At 68.6% G+C, this 14,060-nt stretch carries 10 protein-coding genes; 4 read left to right on the forward strand and 6 right to left on the reverse strand.

Annotated elements, in window-relative coordinates:
• Nucleotides 1-405: 405 nt before the first annotated feature.
• Nucleotides 406-894 (reverse strand): ATP-binding protein, encoded by a 489-nt coding sequence (locus tag ACFYXH_RS06405; RefSeq protein ID WP_389560998.1) that lies wholly within the window; start codon nt 892-894, stop codon nt 406-408.
• Between the two features lie 111 nt (nt 895-1,005).
• On the opposite strand from ACFYXH_RS06405, the gene ACFYXH_RS06410 reads away from it, so the two are divergent.
• The gene (locus ACFYXH_RS06410) at nt 1,006-1,686 is read left to right on the forward strand and encodes a TetR/AcrR family transcriptional regulator (RefSeq protein WP_389560999.1); all 681 of its coding nucleotides are present in this window, start codon (nt 1,006-1,008) and stop codon (nt 1,684-1,686) included.
• A gap of 427 nt (nt 1,687-2,113) precedes the next feature.
• Here ACFYXH_RS06410 and ACFYXH_RS06415 read toward each other — a convergent pair whose 3' ends face one another.
• Together ACFYXH_RS06415 and ACFYXH_RS06420 are read right to left on the reverse strand one after the other, a co-directional pair.
• The gene (locus tag ACFYXH_RS06415; RefSeq protein ID WP_389561000.1) at nt 2,114-2,947 is read right to left on the reverse strand and encodes a hypothetical protein; all 834 of its coding nucleotides are present in this window, start codon (nt 2,945-2,947) and stop codon (nt 2,114-2,116) included.
• 418 nt (nt 2,948-3,365) lie between these two features.
• A complete protein-coding gene (locus ACFYXH_RS06420) occupies nt 3,366-4,661 on the reverse strand; it encodes a DUF2254 domain-containing protein (protein WP_389561001.1) in 1,296 nt (431 codons plus the stop codon).
• Between the two features lie 225 nt (nt 4,662-4,886).
• Here ACFYXH_RS06420 and ACFYXH_RS06425 point away from each other — a divergent pair, with 225 nt between their 5' ends.
• The gene (locus ACFYXH_RS06425; RefSeq protein WP_389561002.1) at nt 4,887-6,734 is read left to right on the forward strand and encodes a glycoside hydrolase family 15 protein; all 1,848 of its coding nucleotides are present in this window, start codon (nt 4,887-4,889) and stop codon (nt 6,732-6,734) included.
• Between the two features lie 5 nt (nt 6,735-6,739).
• Here the strand turns inward: ACFYXH_RS06425 and ACFYXH_RS06430 are convergent, their stop codons facing one another.
• The 3 genes from ACFYXH_RS06430 to ACFYXH_RS06440 all read right to left on the reverse strand — a co-directional run bounded on the left by ACFYXH_RS06430 (nt 6,740) and on the right by ACFYXH_RS06440 (nt 9,902).
• A complete protein-coding gene (locus ACFYXH_RS06430) occupies nt 6,740-8,509 on the reverse strand; it encodes a cation:proton antiporter (RefSeq protein WP_389561003.1) in 1,770 nt (589 codons plus the stop codon).
• A 290-nt stretch (nt 8,510-8,799) separates the two neighbouring features.
• Nucleotides 8,800-9,090, reverse strand: a complete 291-nt coding sequence (locus ACFYXH_RS06435; RefSeq protein WP_389561004.1) for a GMC oxidoreductase — start codon at nt 9,088-9,090, stop codon at nt 8,800-8,802.
• A gap of 50 nt (nt 9,091-9,140) precedes the next feature.
• Nucleotides 9,141-9,902 carry a hypothetical protein gene (locus ACFYXH_RS06440; RefSeq protein WP_389561005.1) on the reverse strand — a complete coding sequence of 254 codons (762 nt, stop codon included), beginning with the start codon at nt 9,900-9,902 and terminating at the stop codon, nt 9,141-9,143.
• A gap of 537 nt (nt 9,903-10,439) precedes the next feature.
• Here ACFYXH_RS06440 and ACFYXH_RS06445 point away from each other — a divergent pair.
• Together ACFYXH_RS06445 and ACFYXH_RS06450 are read left to right on the forward strand one after the other, a co-directional pair.
• Complete coding sequence (locus ACFYXH_RS06445) at nt 10,440-12,560, forward strand: SpoIIE family protein phosphatase (RefSeq protein WP_389561006.1); 2,121 nt, start codon at nt 10,440-10,442, stop codon at nt 12,558-12,560.
• A 742-nt stretch (nt 12,561-13,302) separates the two neighbouring features.
• Nucleotides 13,303-14,043 (forward strand): hypothetical protein, encoded by a 741-nt coding sequence (locus ACFYXH_RS06450; protein WP_389561007.1) that lies wholly within the window; start codon nt 13,303-13,305, stop codon nt 14,041-14,043.
• Nucleotides 14,044-14,060: the final 17 nt, after the last annotated feature.

Genomic DNA, 14,060 nt, shown 5'->3' on the forward strand with positions numbered 1-14,060 from the left:
CCATTAGGCCGTCACGATCACCAGCAAGATCCGTCCGACCAGCGAAGAAGCTGCAGGCGACGCGGCGCGGGCGCTTCAGGCGTGCGGTGCCGCCCCGGGGCCCGAAGGTCTGCGAAAAGCCTTCTCAGCCAGGATGAGCGGGACATACGGGCGGACGCCCGCCTTTGACGGCCGACAGCTGGGTGACGGTCGTGCGGCGGCGCCTGGACGGTTTGCGGGTCAGGAACGGCGCGGCAGCACGGCACGAGCAACGGCCTTGCTTATCGCGGTACTCGCCGAGGTGACCGAGAGGACGGTGGTGCTCTTGAGGACCTCCTCCGGCACTGGCGGAATCGAGCGGTGACGTTCCCCTGCGGGAAATCGGTGGCGTGACGAAGCGGCTCGATACGCGCGAGGGCGCCTCACTCAGTGCCACCTTCCACCGAGGGAATCCGGCGCTTCCGGAAGTTCGAACCAGACTTCCTTGCCCCAGGGTGTGGGGTCGGCGCCCCATTTGCTCGCCATCAGGTCAACCAAATGCAGGCCGCGGCCGAATTCGTCGGTCGTCTGCGCCGAACGGAGCTGCGGCAGTTCCCGGCTGCCGTCGCGGACCTGGCAACAGATGACCTCGCGGCGTACCACGGTGAGGCGGACGGGACCGTACGCGTGCAGCAGCGCATTGCCGACCAGTTCGCTGACCAGGAGTTCGGCCGTGTCCACAAGATGATCCAGGCCCCAGTCGGCCAGGGTGCTGCACACCGCTCCGCGGGCCTGACCACAGGCGTCCGGAGCCCGCGGAAGCCGCCAGGGGCCGGCGACGGTCAGCTCCCGGTCGGGGGCGAAGCCCAGGGACGGGGCAGGGACGGGGCGCGTTGCGGCGGTCGCGGCGGGCCGTACGAGGTGAGTGTGGTGCATGAAAGCCTCCACAAGACCCTGGCCGGTTCTCCAGTCAGGGAGTCGATCACAACCGCATTTACTCTGGAGTAAAACCGTAATCCGGGTTTACCCGGAAGTAAAGTGGTGGACATGGCTGATCACCCGCCCAAGGCCGGCGCCGCGCCACAGCGTCCAGCGAGCCGTCGCCGCCTCCCTGCGGCACGCCCGACCGACGACGACATGTTGGACGCGGCCTCCGCGGTCTTCAGCGAGGCCGGATTCCATGCGGCGACAATGGACGTCGTCGCCGCGCGTGCGCGATCCACCAAACCCACGCTGTACGCACACTTCGGCAGCAAGGAGGATCTGTTCGGCAAATGCGCCGACCTCGCAGCCGACACCTTGGCAAGCGCGCTCTTCGAGGCCTACGCAGCAGCGGCCGATCTCCCGCTCGAACAACAGGTTCGAGCGGGCGTGGCCTCGTTCTTCGATTACGCGGACGTCCATCCGGCGAGATTCCGGCTGCTCTTCGGCGCGCACGCGACGGGGTCGGCGGTCGAGGCCAGACAACGGCTGATGTCGGCCGCCACCCAGGAGATCACGCGCCGGATCCGGTACTTCACCAAGCGCCACGGCCGTGGCACCTGGGGGACGAGTGCGGAGCTCTGTGCCTCCTTCGTCGTCGGCACGGTCGTCGAGGGCGCGCGGTACACGCTGGTCGCCGACTCGCTGGATCCGGCATCGGCCGCCGAGTTCACGACCCAGTTCGCCGTGGCGGCGCTCAGACACATCGACCCCCACCTCGCCGACGCGCTCGACGCACGCGACTGAGCAAAGCGCGTCGGGGAGACGGCCCGGGGCGGCGCCGCCACGCCGTGTCGTTGCGTCGACCAAACCAGTTGGAATGTACGGCCCGGTGCCGGTCAGCTCAGGTCCGCGCCCGCCACCCAGCCGTGGCGAGGTTGAGCCGACTCCAGACGATGACCGAGACGTTGAGTACGGAGCCGTCGGCAACGACGCTGATATCTCAGTGATTTGGGACCGCACCGACTCGGTGTGTTCTCGGCCCGCGGCCGCTCACCTTGTCCACGTGGCGCAGCACAGCCAACCGGTGCCTGGCGCCGTGAAAGCTCGCGTTCGGTGAACATACAGGTTTCCTGGATACGAGAGGGCCCCGGGTGGTTTGCGGGGGCTGGTTCTCAGGCGAGGACGTTCACTGCCGCAAGGAGAAGACCAGTTGTGCATTTACTTTGACGGGTCAGGGGCGCTCGAAGAACTGGAACACGCCTCCGACGGAGAAGCACAGTGCTCCCGTGAGCGTTCCCCAGTTGGCGATGTCGACGTTCACAACGCTTCCGGTCGCGGGACGCGTGAAGGCAGCCAGTGCCGAACCCAGGAAGAGAACGGATCCGAGCTGATTGATCGCGACGATCCACCAGCCCAGGTCTCGGAGCCGGACGTCTGGCCGGCCATGGCAGACCTCGACCAGTGCGAGGTGCCCCGAGACCAGGAACAGGATGCACCCGACCATGTCGGGGGCCCAGATCAGCCTGTTCACCTGCTGGACCGAGAGCCCCTGCAGCAAAGAATTCAGCAGGTTGATACCGAACACGAGCGTTCCCACGAACAGCAGGAAGGTACTGAGCCAGTCGATCCGATCGGGCTCGTAACTCCACCATCTCCAGCTCCGTGCGGTCAGCGCACCAGCCCCGCTGTCCCGGCGAGGAGCGTTGATCGCCTGGAGCAGTGAGGCGTAGCCGCCGGTGTTGAAGAACAGGCCGCCGGCAAAGTAGATCCAGGCGCCCGTCCCGTCGCCCGAGCCGAACTGAGCGACCCCTGCCCCGAGAGCAAAAACGGCACCACCGACTGTGAACGCACCCGCGGCAATGGCATTCAGCCTACGCAGACGGCCAACCGACACGCTGTCCGCTCTTCGGGAACGGGGCTCCAGCTCGCCCGCGGCCTGCACGGTGAGCAGGCCACGTTTGCGTGCCAGGCGCGACTCCCAGACCGCAGTGCCCCCATCCATGAGGCGCCAGGTCAGCCGAGTTGTGAACGGCCCCGCGCCCTCCGCGCGTTCAGTTTGGCTCACCTGCCGACCTTAGCCCTCTGGTGCGGAAAATCCCTTTTGCGGTTACCCCTCGCAAGTCGGCAGGGGCGTAGTCGAGCAGGCATCCACATAGGCGAACCTTCAGACCGGAGCTCCCGACGGAGCGGCCGGGGGTGGCGGGGTGGGGTCCCTACGACTCCGTGATCATCCTGCTGCGCCACCCGGCGAGCCGGCATGCCGAGAGAACGTGGCGTGCATGTGGGCGCGATCCGTCGTTGTCCGGTGGAAGCGGGCCTTCAGGCTGCCTCGGCGGACCCGGGCACCGCGGCCTGCTCCCTCTTCCTGTGGATCCGAAGCCAGCAGCCCCGGCGCGGATCACGCGCGCGAACGCTCGGTGACCAAGGCTGAACGGAAGGCAACAACAGCGCGTGTGCAACTGTCGGCCCGCCGCCGCGCACGTTCATCCCGGAGGTGTGGCTTCCGGGTGTCGCCAGCCGCCGATGCCCTGCGGGTCGGCCGTGCGTGCCATGGCGTGGCGGCGGGGGTCGGTGAACTCGCGTTCCACAGCCTCGTCGAGGAACTCAAGCTCCATGCGGACCGCCGGCAGATGCTGGGCCGACAGGGTCTCGAGCAGGCCGTCCAGCAGCGCGCGCAGCCGTCTGCAGATCTGGAGGGACGTCGCCCCGTACTCACGGATCTCGGTGACACCGACCTGGAGGTACTCCTCCCACGTGCGACCCGGCACCACGAGGCGTGGCCGGCCGTGGTCGTCGGCGAGCACGTAGCGACTGCGGAGTCCGATATCACCGACCGTGTACAGGAAGGACTCGATGTGGTTGAGCACCTGCACGGCAGTCGTGGGGTCGTTCACTGCGGGCGAGAGCGCACGGATGGCGATGTCGACGAGGATGCGCAGGGCGAAGGCAGGGTCCTGTTCGATGGTCCGCTCCGCACCCAGGGCGAAGTGTCCGGTGACCCGGTGCGGATCGAGCGCGGACGTGCCGCCATGGACCTCGACGAGGGTCGCGCCGGGCGCCACGAAGTCGCCGACCGGGTGGACCATCACGAAGACGCAGTCGTGGCGGGTGGCGGCGTCCATCAGCCCCGCCGCGTCGATTGCCTGGAGCACTCCGCCACGCTCGGATCGCATGTGCGCCACCGGGCCGGCCGGCAGCAAGGATTCCCCGCCGCGTACAGCGGAGCCCTGGACCTTCGCGGCTCCGTGGACCAGGACCTTCGCGCCCATGCCTCCCACCAGGTCTGCGATGGCCACTGGCCGGAGGTTGTGGGTGAAACGGTTGAGGTAGATCAGCAGGAGCAGCAGGCTGACGGCGACGGCCACGCCGGCCAGGGTCACCCCCAGGTGGGGTACGGAGTCCGACTCGATGCTCCGCAGCAGGGTGTAGGCGAACGCGAAGGTTCCGGTGAAGGTGGCGAGCACGGCTTTCTGCAGGCGGTCGCGGTACCACAGGCGCATGTAGCGCGGGGACAGCGTGCCCGTGGCCTGCTGGACGACGAGGACACCGATGGTCACGACGAATCCCAGCAGCGCGATCATCGCGCCGACGACAGAGCTGAGCACCGTGCTGGCCGTCGTCGCGGAGTACTGCCAGTGGTACGGCAGCCAGTCCACTCGGTCCAGAGCAGCGGCACACTCGGCAAGTACCGCCCCGAGTAGGAGTCCGAACAGCGGGACGATCCATAGGCTCGCCTTGACGTACTGCCGCAGCCGGAAGGCGGCGGCCCACGAGATCATCGTGCGCACCCGAGGATCGAGCTCTCTGCGGGCATCGGCTCACGGCTCGACACCACAGGCACCTCCGGTTTCGGCCGTTCGTCTCATCGGTCCCGCGGGCCCACGGTAAGCCCGCCGACCGGCGGCTCAGCAGGATCGCAGGCCGACGGGCCTGCGAGTCCACACGGGAGGCCCTTCGGAGATTCCGTGCCTAAGCTGATCGGGTGGCATCGAAAGGGGTGCACCATGGACGAATACCCCCTGATCGAGAACCACGGCCTGATCGGTGATCTGCAGACAGCGGCGCTGGTGACCTCGGAGGGAACCATCGACTGGTACTGCTGTCCGCGCTTCGACTCACCCAGTGTGTTCGGCGCATTGCTGGACCTGGAAAAGGGCGGACACTTCTCGGTCCGACCCGCGCACACGACGTACGCGACCAAGCAGCTCTACTTCCCCGACACCGCGTGTCTGGTGACCCGCTTCATGACCGAGGCGGGTGCCGGTGAGGTCGTCGACTTCATGCCGGTCACCGGGAGCACGGCCACCGATCGGCACCGTCTGGTCCGTATGCTCCGGTGCGTGCGCGGCAGTATGTCCTTCGAGGTCGACATCGCTCCCCGGTTCGACTACGGCCGCAAGCCGCACACGCTGCACATCTCCGAGCACGGCGCGGTGTTCGCCTCGGAAGACCTCGAGCTGACGGTTCACGCCGTGCGTGAACCGGAGGACGAGCGGCTCCTCAACGCATTGACGGGCGACCGGGACCTGCACTGCTCGCTGACCCTGCATGCCGGTCAGCAGCGGGGCCTGGTACTGGAATCGTCCGCCGACGGCCCGCCACGTGAGATCCGGCTCTCCGACTTCCAGGACCTTTTCCACAGCACCGTTCAGTTCTGGCGGTCATGGCTCGGCCAGTCCCGCTACTCGGGGCGGTGGCGCGCGGCGGTGGAGCGCTCCGCCGTGACGCTGAAGCTGATGACGTACGCACCCAGCGGCGCCCTGGTCGCGGCCCCGACGGCGGGGCTGCCCGAGCAACTGGGCGGCGAGCGCAACTGGGACTACCGGTTCACCTGGATCCGCGACGCCTCGTTCTCCGTGTACGCCCTGCTGGGACTGGGGTTCAAGGAAGAGGCGACCGCGTTCATCGGCTGGCTGCGCGACCGGGTGAAGGAGCGGGTGGGCAGTGACGGTGACACGGGCCCGCTGAACATCATGTACCGGGTCGACGGCTCCTCCGACCTCTTCGAGGAGACCCTGGAGCACTGGGAGGGATACCAGCGCTCCGCCCCCGTGCGCATCGGCAACGGCGCGGCGACGCAATTGCAACTGGACATCTACGGCGAGGCGCTGGACAGCATCTACTTCGCCCACCAGCACGGAATCCAGCTGGACATCAACGGCTGGACCGCCCTGCACACACTGCTCGACTGGCTCGTCGATCACTGGGACCAGCCCGGGGAAGGTCTGTGGGAGACCCGGGGCGGCCGCAAGGACTTCACTTACGGCCGGGTGATGTCCTGGGTCGCCTTCGACCGCGCGCTGCGGCTCGCGGCCGCACACGGCCGGCCCGCCGCCCACGGCCGCTGGAGCAGTGAGCGGGACAAGATCTACGAGCAGGTCCTGACGCGCGGATGGGACCCGGAGCGCAACGCCTTCGTCCAGCACTACGGCAGCGATGTGCTCGACTCCTCGCTACTGCGGATGCCGACGGTCGGCTTCATCACCCCCGACGACCCGATGTGGACATCCACTCTGGACGTGATGGACCGGGAGCTGGTCACCGACAGCCTGGTCTACCGCTACAACCCCGAAGCCTCGCCCGACGGTCTGCGCGGCTCCGAAGGGACCTTCTCCCTCTGCACGTTCATGTACGTCGACGCCCTTGCCCGGGCGGGACGGACCGATCAGGCCAGGCTCGTACTGGAAAAGATGCTGACGTACGCGAACCATCTGGGCCTGTACTCGGAGGAGATCGATCTGACAGGGCGCCAGTTGGGCAACTTCCCCCAGGCATTCACCCACTTGGCGCACATCGATGCGGCGATCACGCTGGACGCCACACTGAACCGCACGAGGATGGGCGGCACATAATCCGTTCAGGCGGGGGACGACGCCGGGCCGAGAAGTACGACGGTGTCGCCCGGCCGCAGGGTGGGGGACTGTGTCTCGGTGACCGGATCCAGCCGGCCGTCAACGCGGATGACGAACAGCGTTTCGTAGTCCGGCGGGATCGGCTGGGATGCGGGTTGCACCAGGTAGCGAGCCCCCCGCTCGTAGCGCGCTGCCAGGACGTGCCGGACCAGTGAAGCGCCGAAGAGGATCTCGCCGCCCGTGTAGGGGGCGACGACGCCATGGCTTTCGCTCGGGGGGCCGACCCGGTAGACCGGGCCCTCCACATTGTCCTGCGCCACGACCGAGGCGAGCGCGTTGAAATCGTCGTCGTCAGTGAGCAGGAACACGGCCGTGACGCCCTCCAGCCGTGCCCGGGGGTTGGTGGCCGTGGCCAGCATGTCGCCCGTTGCCAGTTCGATCCCGGCATCCCGGATCCGGTCCCGTTGCTCGTCGAGTCCGGCCCACATGAGCACGTCGAGCCCGGCAGACCGCAACGCGCTTCCCAGGCCGATCACCCACGGATGACCGCCCACCAGCAGCGGCCGGGTGCCCGACGGTTTGACCACTCCCAGGCGTCGGGCCATCGGCGCGGCGGTCAGCGCGTACAGCAGGACCGTTCCCACGATCACCAGGAACGTGACCGGAAGGATCCTGGTGGCGCCGGGAATTCCCTTCTCGACAAGGGCAGCGGAGAAGGCCGACGCAGTCGACGCGGCGACGATGCCGCGGGGAGCCATCCACCCGGTGAAGGCTCGCTCCCCGAAGGTCAGGCCCGTCTTCCGGGTGGCGGCGAAGGCCACCAATGGCCTCACCACCAGGACGAGGATCGCGATGAGGACGAGCGCGGGCACGAGCACCGGCACGACCGACGCCGGGGTGACGGTGGACGAGATGGAGACGAACAACAGCCCGATGATGAGCTGGACCAGCGTTCCGAAGAAGGGGCGGCGGGCGGGCATGTCGAAGCCGCGGATGTTGGTGACGGCCAGTCCGGTGACGATCGCGGCGATGAGCCCCGTGTCGTCCCGGACGATGTCGCATCCGGCCGACACTGCGATCACCGTGGTCAGTTGTGCCAGTGTGCCGAGCGTTTCGCCGAGCCGGAGGGTGCGCAGCGTCAGCCAGAGCAATGCGGTGCCCACCGCCCCGCCCACGAGACCGACGCTCATGCTGATGAGGAACTGGCCGAGTTGGTATCCCCTGCCGATGTCGATGCGGTGCGTCGTGGCGATGGCGTGGAAGACGAGTGCTCCGAGAATGCCACCGATCGGGTCGGTCAGTGTCCCTTCCCAGATCAGGATGCGCCGCACCCTTTCCGTGGGCCGCACATAGTCCAGCAGCGGACCCACGACGGTCGGACCGGACACCACGAGGATCGTGCCCAGCATCGACGCCACCCTGAGCGGCATGCTGAGCAGCGCCGGGCCGACCGTCGAGACGACCAGGAAGGTCAGGACCACGCCGAACACCAGCAGCCTGCCCACGATGGCACGGGTCCGGCCGGTGAGGTTGCGCAGGTCGAGTCCGAGACCGGCGTCGTACAGAATCACCGCCACGGACAGCGACACCAGCGCGGAGAAGTCCGGCCCCACCAGCCTCGCTGGGTGGATGACGTCGGTCAGCGCGCCCGCGGTGAAGCCGACCGGCAGCAGGAGAATCAGGGCGGGGACTCTCAGCTTGTTGGCCAGGATCTGCGATCCGGTGGCGAGCACCAGCGTCAAAGCGATGCCGAGGAGGATCTCGTCGTCCGTCACAACCGCTTCCCTCCTCGATCGCCGGGCGCCAGGTGGGAGTCAACCGGCTTTGCCGGAGCACCGCGCGCTTCCTGCGTAGGACACCGGGATCGGCCACCCGGTCGGCCCACGGCTCCGCCGATGCCCCGGCCGCGGTCCGTGCCCGATCGTGGGGCGCGCGAATGCGCCCAACTCAGGGAAGCGCCCTGCGGGACTACTGGTGCGTCTCGCTGATCAGGCTGTGAAGCCATCCGCCGTTCCATGGCCGCCCGAGTTCACTGATCGCCCGACCCGAAGCCGTCCGGCGGGCTTTAGCTCGTTCCGAGCAGATCCGCGCCCCTTTCTCCGATTTCTCCGATGACGACGGCGGGGGCGTTCCTGTGGCCGCGAATGATCGTCGGCATGATGGACGCGTCGGCGACACGCAGACCCTGCACCCCTCGTACACGGAGTTGTGGGTCCACGACGGAGGCATCGTCCCTGCCCATCCGTGCCGTTCCGACAGGGTGGTAGACGGTATGGGCGTGATCGGCCGGAGCGAGCGCGTCACGCCGGTCACGGGACAGTGCCTCGGCCCACGATCTCCGCCGGACCGCGATCATGCAGGTCCCACGGATACGAGAGGGCCCCGGTGGTTTGCGGGGGCTGGTTCTCAGGCGAGGACGTTGACGGCTCGGGCGATCACGAGTCCCAGGATGAGCAGGGAGATGAGGGACTGGACGGCCATGGCGATCTTGGCCCACGGGGCCAGTGGCATGACGTCGGTGGGGCTGAAGGCGGTGGAATTGGTGAGTCCGAGGTAGAGGTAGTCGACGTAGCGGGGGCGCCAATGCATGGCGTTCAGTTCAGGGGTGAGCTGCTGCGGGAAGGCGAGTTCGGGGGTGGTGGGCATGTGGTGGGCACGGGCGGCCGCTCCGCCACTGTCGAGTTCGAAGTACAGCAGGGAGAAGGCGAGGACAGTGGAGGCCCAGACACTGCCGCCGGCCTGCAGCAGGCCGGCGGCGGAATTCGTCTCGGTCCCGCCGTGGATGAGGTCGTCGATCAGCCGGACGGTCGACCAGATGGCGCTGAGTGCCAGCACGCCGACCAGGGCGATGGATACTGCGCGCAGGGCGGCCGAGCGGCGGCTGATCCGGCCTGGGTCGCCCGCGATCAGCGTCACCAGAAGCAGTCCTTCGACAAACGGGAACAGCCAACGGGGCCCCAGGCGCAGGTCGTCGGGCATCAGCAGGAGCAGCACCATGCCGACGATGACGGCTCCGGCCATCGGCCAGCGGGCCTCACCGAACGCCGCCTGCTGCGGCTCCGGCTCGTGCGGATTGCTCGGACCGCCGGCATCGGTGGGGTGCTGTCCGGTCATGTTCGGCTGCTGCGCGGGGTCGAGGCGCGAGTGCTTGCCTGCGGCTGCGGCCACAACCCACAGAGTGCCGTCGCTACGGAGGCGGCGTGCCGGTCCGCCGGGGCGACACGCCCCGTGCCGGGTCCCGTGGCGGGATCGACGAATGCCGCGACCGCCCACCTGATAGCGCCGTCAAACCAGCGGGTCAAGGCCTCGGGCGGCATTCCATCACCCCAGTCTCCTCAGGGGGCCGGGCGGCGCCGCCGCCCGCTTTGTCGCCGAACGTACCTCGAAGCCACGCGAGGACACCTCCTGCCGGATGCGCGTGTCCGTATCCGACCGATGCAGGCGGCGTAAGCGGTGCGTCCCTGGTTTGGGAGGCCCCCGGCGGCGACCTGAGGCTGGGGCTGCTCCGAACGCGCGACGCGGCGCGTACCGGTGCTACGTGAAGCCGGGGTCTCCGTATCCGATGGACCAGGTTCGGCGGGTGGTTTCCCTGTCGGGCGACGAGGGAGATGCAGTGGGCTGGCGACCCGGTCCGGCTGCGGCTGTGCCGTGCCCGGTGCGGCGTTTGATACTGGGAGGGTCCCCTGCGGGCGTGAGGTCCCGACGATGAGCGATGACATTCCTCCGATCGAGGAGTTGACCGGCGACGCTGGTGCGGCCACAGATGCCGGCGGCTGGCTGGGTGTGCTGCCGGTGGCGCTGGTGGCCACCGGCGCCGACGGCCGCATCGTGCGGTGGGATCCGGTGGCGCAGGAGCTGCTGGGCTACCGGGCGCCGGAGGTTGTGGGGCGGCATGTGGCGGAGCTGCTGCATCCGGGCGCGGACCGGAGCCTGGGCCGGTCGCTGTGGCAGGCGGCTGCCGCGGGCCACGGTGTGATGGGCGTGGTCACGGCCTGGCACAGGGACGGGCATCCGCTGGAGCTGGAGATCTGGGCATGTCCGGTCCCGGGCGGTGATCGCCGCCCAGGGGTGCTGGTCTTTGCCGCCGACGCCTCCGCCGCCCGCCGGGTGCGGGGGTCTTCGGCCGTGTGGGACGGACTGTTCGCCCGCTCTCCGGTCGGGATCGCGGTGTTCGACACGCAGCTGCGGTTCTTGCAGGCCAACCCTGCCTTGCAGGCGATGAACGGCCTCCCGGAGGCTGCGCATGTGGGGCGGCGCCTGGCGCAGGTGCTGCCGGAAGTGAATGCGGGGGAGATGGAGGAGGTGATGCGCCGGGTTCTGGCCGACGGTGAGCCGGTGCTGGACTTTCGCCGCATCGGAAGGACCCCGGCCGACCTCGACCGCGACCGGGTGTGGTCGTGCTCGTTCGTCCGACTGGAGGATGCCCACGGCCTGCCGATCGGGGTCACCGCATCGATCATCGACATCACCGCTCAGCAGCAGGCTCAGGCGGAGGCGGCAGCAAGCCGCCGCGGGCTCGCTCTGCTGAACGAAGCCGGCGTCCGGATCGGGACAACACTGGAGCTGGAACGGACCGCGCAGGAGCTCGCCGAGGTGGCGGTGCCCCACCTTGCCGACGTGGTCATCGTCGATGTTCTGGAAACAGTCGCCGCCGGCGCCACACCTGGCCCCGGGCTGGTCGGCGGCGCAACGCTGCGCCGCGTGGGCAAGGCACCACTCAGCGGCTCCCCGGTCGCCGATGTCCTGGCCCCGCTGGGCCAGACTCTGTCATTCCCGGCTGCCGCCCCCTACACCCAAGCCCTCGTCCAGCGGCAGCCCTTCCTGATCGCCCACTTGGACACTCGGGCGGTAGTGGGTGCGGCTCGCCACACCGCCAAGCCCGAGCGGCTGCTGCAAATGGGCGTGCACTCGTTCATGATGGCGCCCATGGTCGCCCGTGGCGTGGTGCTGGGCATGGCGTCCTTCTGCCGGGTCGGCACAGCGAGACCCTTCGATTCCACCGACGTCACACTCGCCGGAGACCTGGCCGCCCGTGCGGCGGTGTGCGTCGACAACGCGCGCATGTACAGCCGGGAGCATGACACCGCTGTGATCCTTCAGCGCAGCATGCTGCCGCAGCATGTGACGCCGCCGCCGGGGATCGAGATCGCCCACCGTTACCTGCCGGCCAGCGACGTCAACGAGGTCGGCGGGGACTGGTACGACGTGATCGCGCTCCGTGACGGGAAGACCGCGCTGCTGATCGGGGACGTGATGGGCCACGGCACCACCGCTGCGGCTGTCATGGGGCGGTTGTCCAGCTCCGTGCGGGCGCTCGCCCGTCTCGACCTTCCCGCCGTCGAGCTCCTGCACCACTTGGAGGCCGCACTTGCCGACCTCTCCGACCCGCTGCTGGCCACCTTCCTCTACGCCGTCTGCGACCCGCGCACCGGCCACTGCCAGATCACCCGGGCCGGTCACCCGCCGCCTGCCGTCGTCGCCCCCGACGGCACCGCGCACCTGCTGCAACTGCCTGCGGGAGTACCTCTGGGCGTCGGCGGCATCGACTTCACCACCACCGAGGTGGACCTGGCTCCGGGCAGCCTTCTCGTCCTGTACACCGACGGCCTCATTGAAGCCCGAGGCCGCGACATCGACGAACGCCTTGCCGAACTCACCCACCTGCTCACCGGCACCACACCGCTGGCCGACTTGTGCGACACCCTGCTCAGCCACCTCGCCCCCGCCTCCGCCGACGACGACATCGCCCTGCTCATCGCACGCATCGGCAGCCCCGACGCCGGGCAACACGGGAATGCCGGTGCGGCGACCACGTGGGGAGGGTAAACGGCCCTCGGGCGCAGTCGGGGCGCGGCCGACCTACGCCCGGCACCATAAGGGAGTTGAGAGATAGGAATGGCGCTCACTGCGGTGGATCCCGAGCTCGGGCTGCTGGACGTGACGTTGACGGATCTGGGGTGTGGGCGGGACTGGGCGACGGTGCACCAGGCGCGACCCCGGCCGCTTCTGACTTGCCCGGTCTGCCAGCATCGCGTCCACGCACGACACCCTGCCGTCCCCCTCACCTCAGCGGCAGCGAAGCACCGCATTGATACCCGACCAGCATCGAGATCACGGGTGCGAGGGACAGTCCGACAGCCCGGTGCCGAGCCGCCTGGCCCCAGAAATGGGCTCAGTCGAAAGGCAGCCGCCATCCGCAGCTGGGCGGCACCATCATCCACTCCGGTCAAGGGGTACCGTCCGGGTCCTGACGCTGTACCGAACACAACTCGGGACAGTCCGGAGCTCCCATCCGACCTCATTGTCCTGCTGGGCTCGCACCCGCACGCCGACAGCGATCGGCGTTACCGGGGTCCTGACCGCGTCCCGGTAGGACGGGATCGAAGTGCACGAGAGCGATCGCCCGCAATCCTCAAGAACCATCGCTTGTGAAGATCGGCGACCCCGCGCGGCCCGGCTGGTGGTGCCGCCGTTCACGAGCTGGACCAGGTCGTCCCACAGTGTCCAGCCAGTCAGTTGCTGGCATTCTGGGTGCAGGCCCGGAGCTGTCCGGAACGAGGTGGCGCAGATGCTCGATTTGTCGACCAAGTTGTCGGGGATCCCGGCGGGACGGGGACGGGCCCCCTGGCCGAACCACGAGTACGTCAAGGGTTGGGGCGTGTTCGGGCTGCCTTTCGACTCCGGTCACGTGCTCGCGCTGCGCGTGTTTCCGGAGAGCTCCTTCGGTCCTTATCGCACGGTGTGGCATCGCGACCCGAGCGGCAGGTGGTCGATCTACGTCGACGGGGAGCGACTCGACACGGCATGCCCGAGGTATTACGGCGCGGCCTGCGATCACACGGGCCACGCCCGGATCGGTCTCACGTGGACGGCCCCGGCCTCCCTGCGGGTGACGATGGATTCACCCTCTCTGAACTGGACTCTCACCGCCTCCGTGACCCGACTCCTCGGGTTGCTGAACCATGTCAGCGTGGCGCTGCCGCTGGCGACATGGCGTCTCCGAGCTCTGGTGGGGGCGCGCGAGCGATTGGCACGGGCGCTGGGGCTGGGCCGCCTGGAGCTGACCGGCGTGATGCCGAGCGGCCACCCCGGAACGCTGATGCCACAGCAGATGTACTTCATCGACGCCTCACGAGCCACGCTTGATGGCGCAGACCTCGGACGCCCCGTTCAACTGCAGGAGAATCCGCGGATCGGTGGCGTCCCCCTGCCGGCCCGCGGTGTCCTCGCCATCGGCCAGGCCGCCTGGCAGATCCTGGACCAGGCCGAATACGAGCGCACCCGCGGCGAGACAGCCCAGCAGCCCTGAACGGCGCGAAGCTGCGG

It is taken from the genome of Streptomyces sp. NPDC002730, assembly GCF_042888805.1.
GTDB lineage: Bacteria > Actinomycetota > Actinomycetes > Streptomycetales > Streptomycetaceae > Streptomyces.

What these genes read in the sequence shown, in the direction of transcription:
- ACFYXH_RS06405 (WP_389560998.1), bottom strand. Translation starts at nt 894, where the DNA reads ATGCACCACACTCACCTCGTACGGCCCGCCGCGACCGCCGCAACGCGC.
- ACFYXH_RS06410 (WP_389560999.1), top strand. Translation starts at nt 1,006, where the DNA reads ATGGCTGATCACCCGCCCAAGGCCGGCGCCGCGCCACAGCGTCCAGCG.
- ACFYXH_RS06420 (WP_389561001.1), bottom strand. Translation starts at nt 4,661, where the DNA reads ATGATCTCGTGGGCCGCCGCCTTCCGGCTGCGGCAGTACGTCAAGGCG.
- ACFYXH_RS06425 (WP_389561002.1), top strand. Translation starts at nt 4,887, where the DNA reads ATGGACGAATACCCCCTGATCGAGAACCACGGCCTGATCGGTGATCTG.
- ACFYXH_RS06435 (WP_389561004.1), bottom strand. Translation starts at nt 9,090, where the DNA reads ATGATCGCGGTCCGGCGGAGATCGTGGGCCGAGGCACTGTCCCGTGAC.
- ACFYXH_RS06445 (WP_389561006.1), top strand. Translation starts at nt 10,440, where the DNA reads ATGAGCGATGACATTCCTCCGATCGAGGAGTTGACCGGCGACGCTGGT.
- ACFYXH_RS06450 (WP_389561007.1), top strand. Translation starts at nt 13,303, where the DNA reads ATGCTCGATTTGTCGACCAAGTTGTCGGGGATCCCGGCGGGACGGGGA.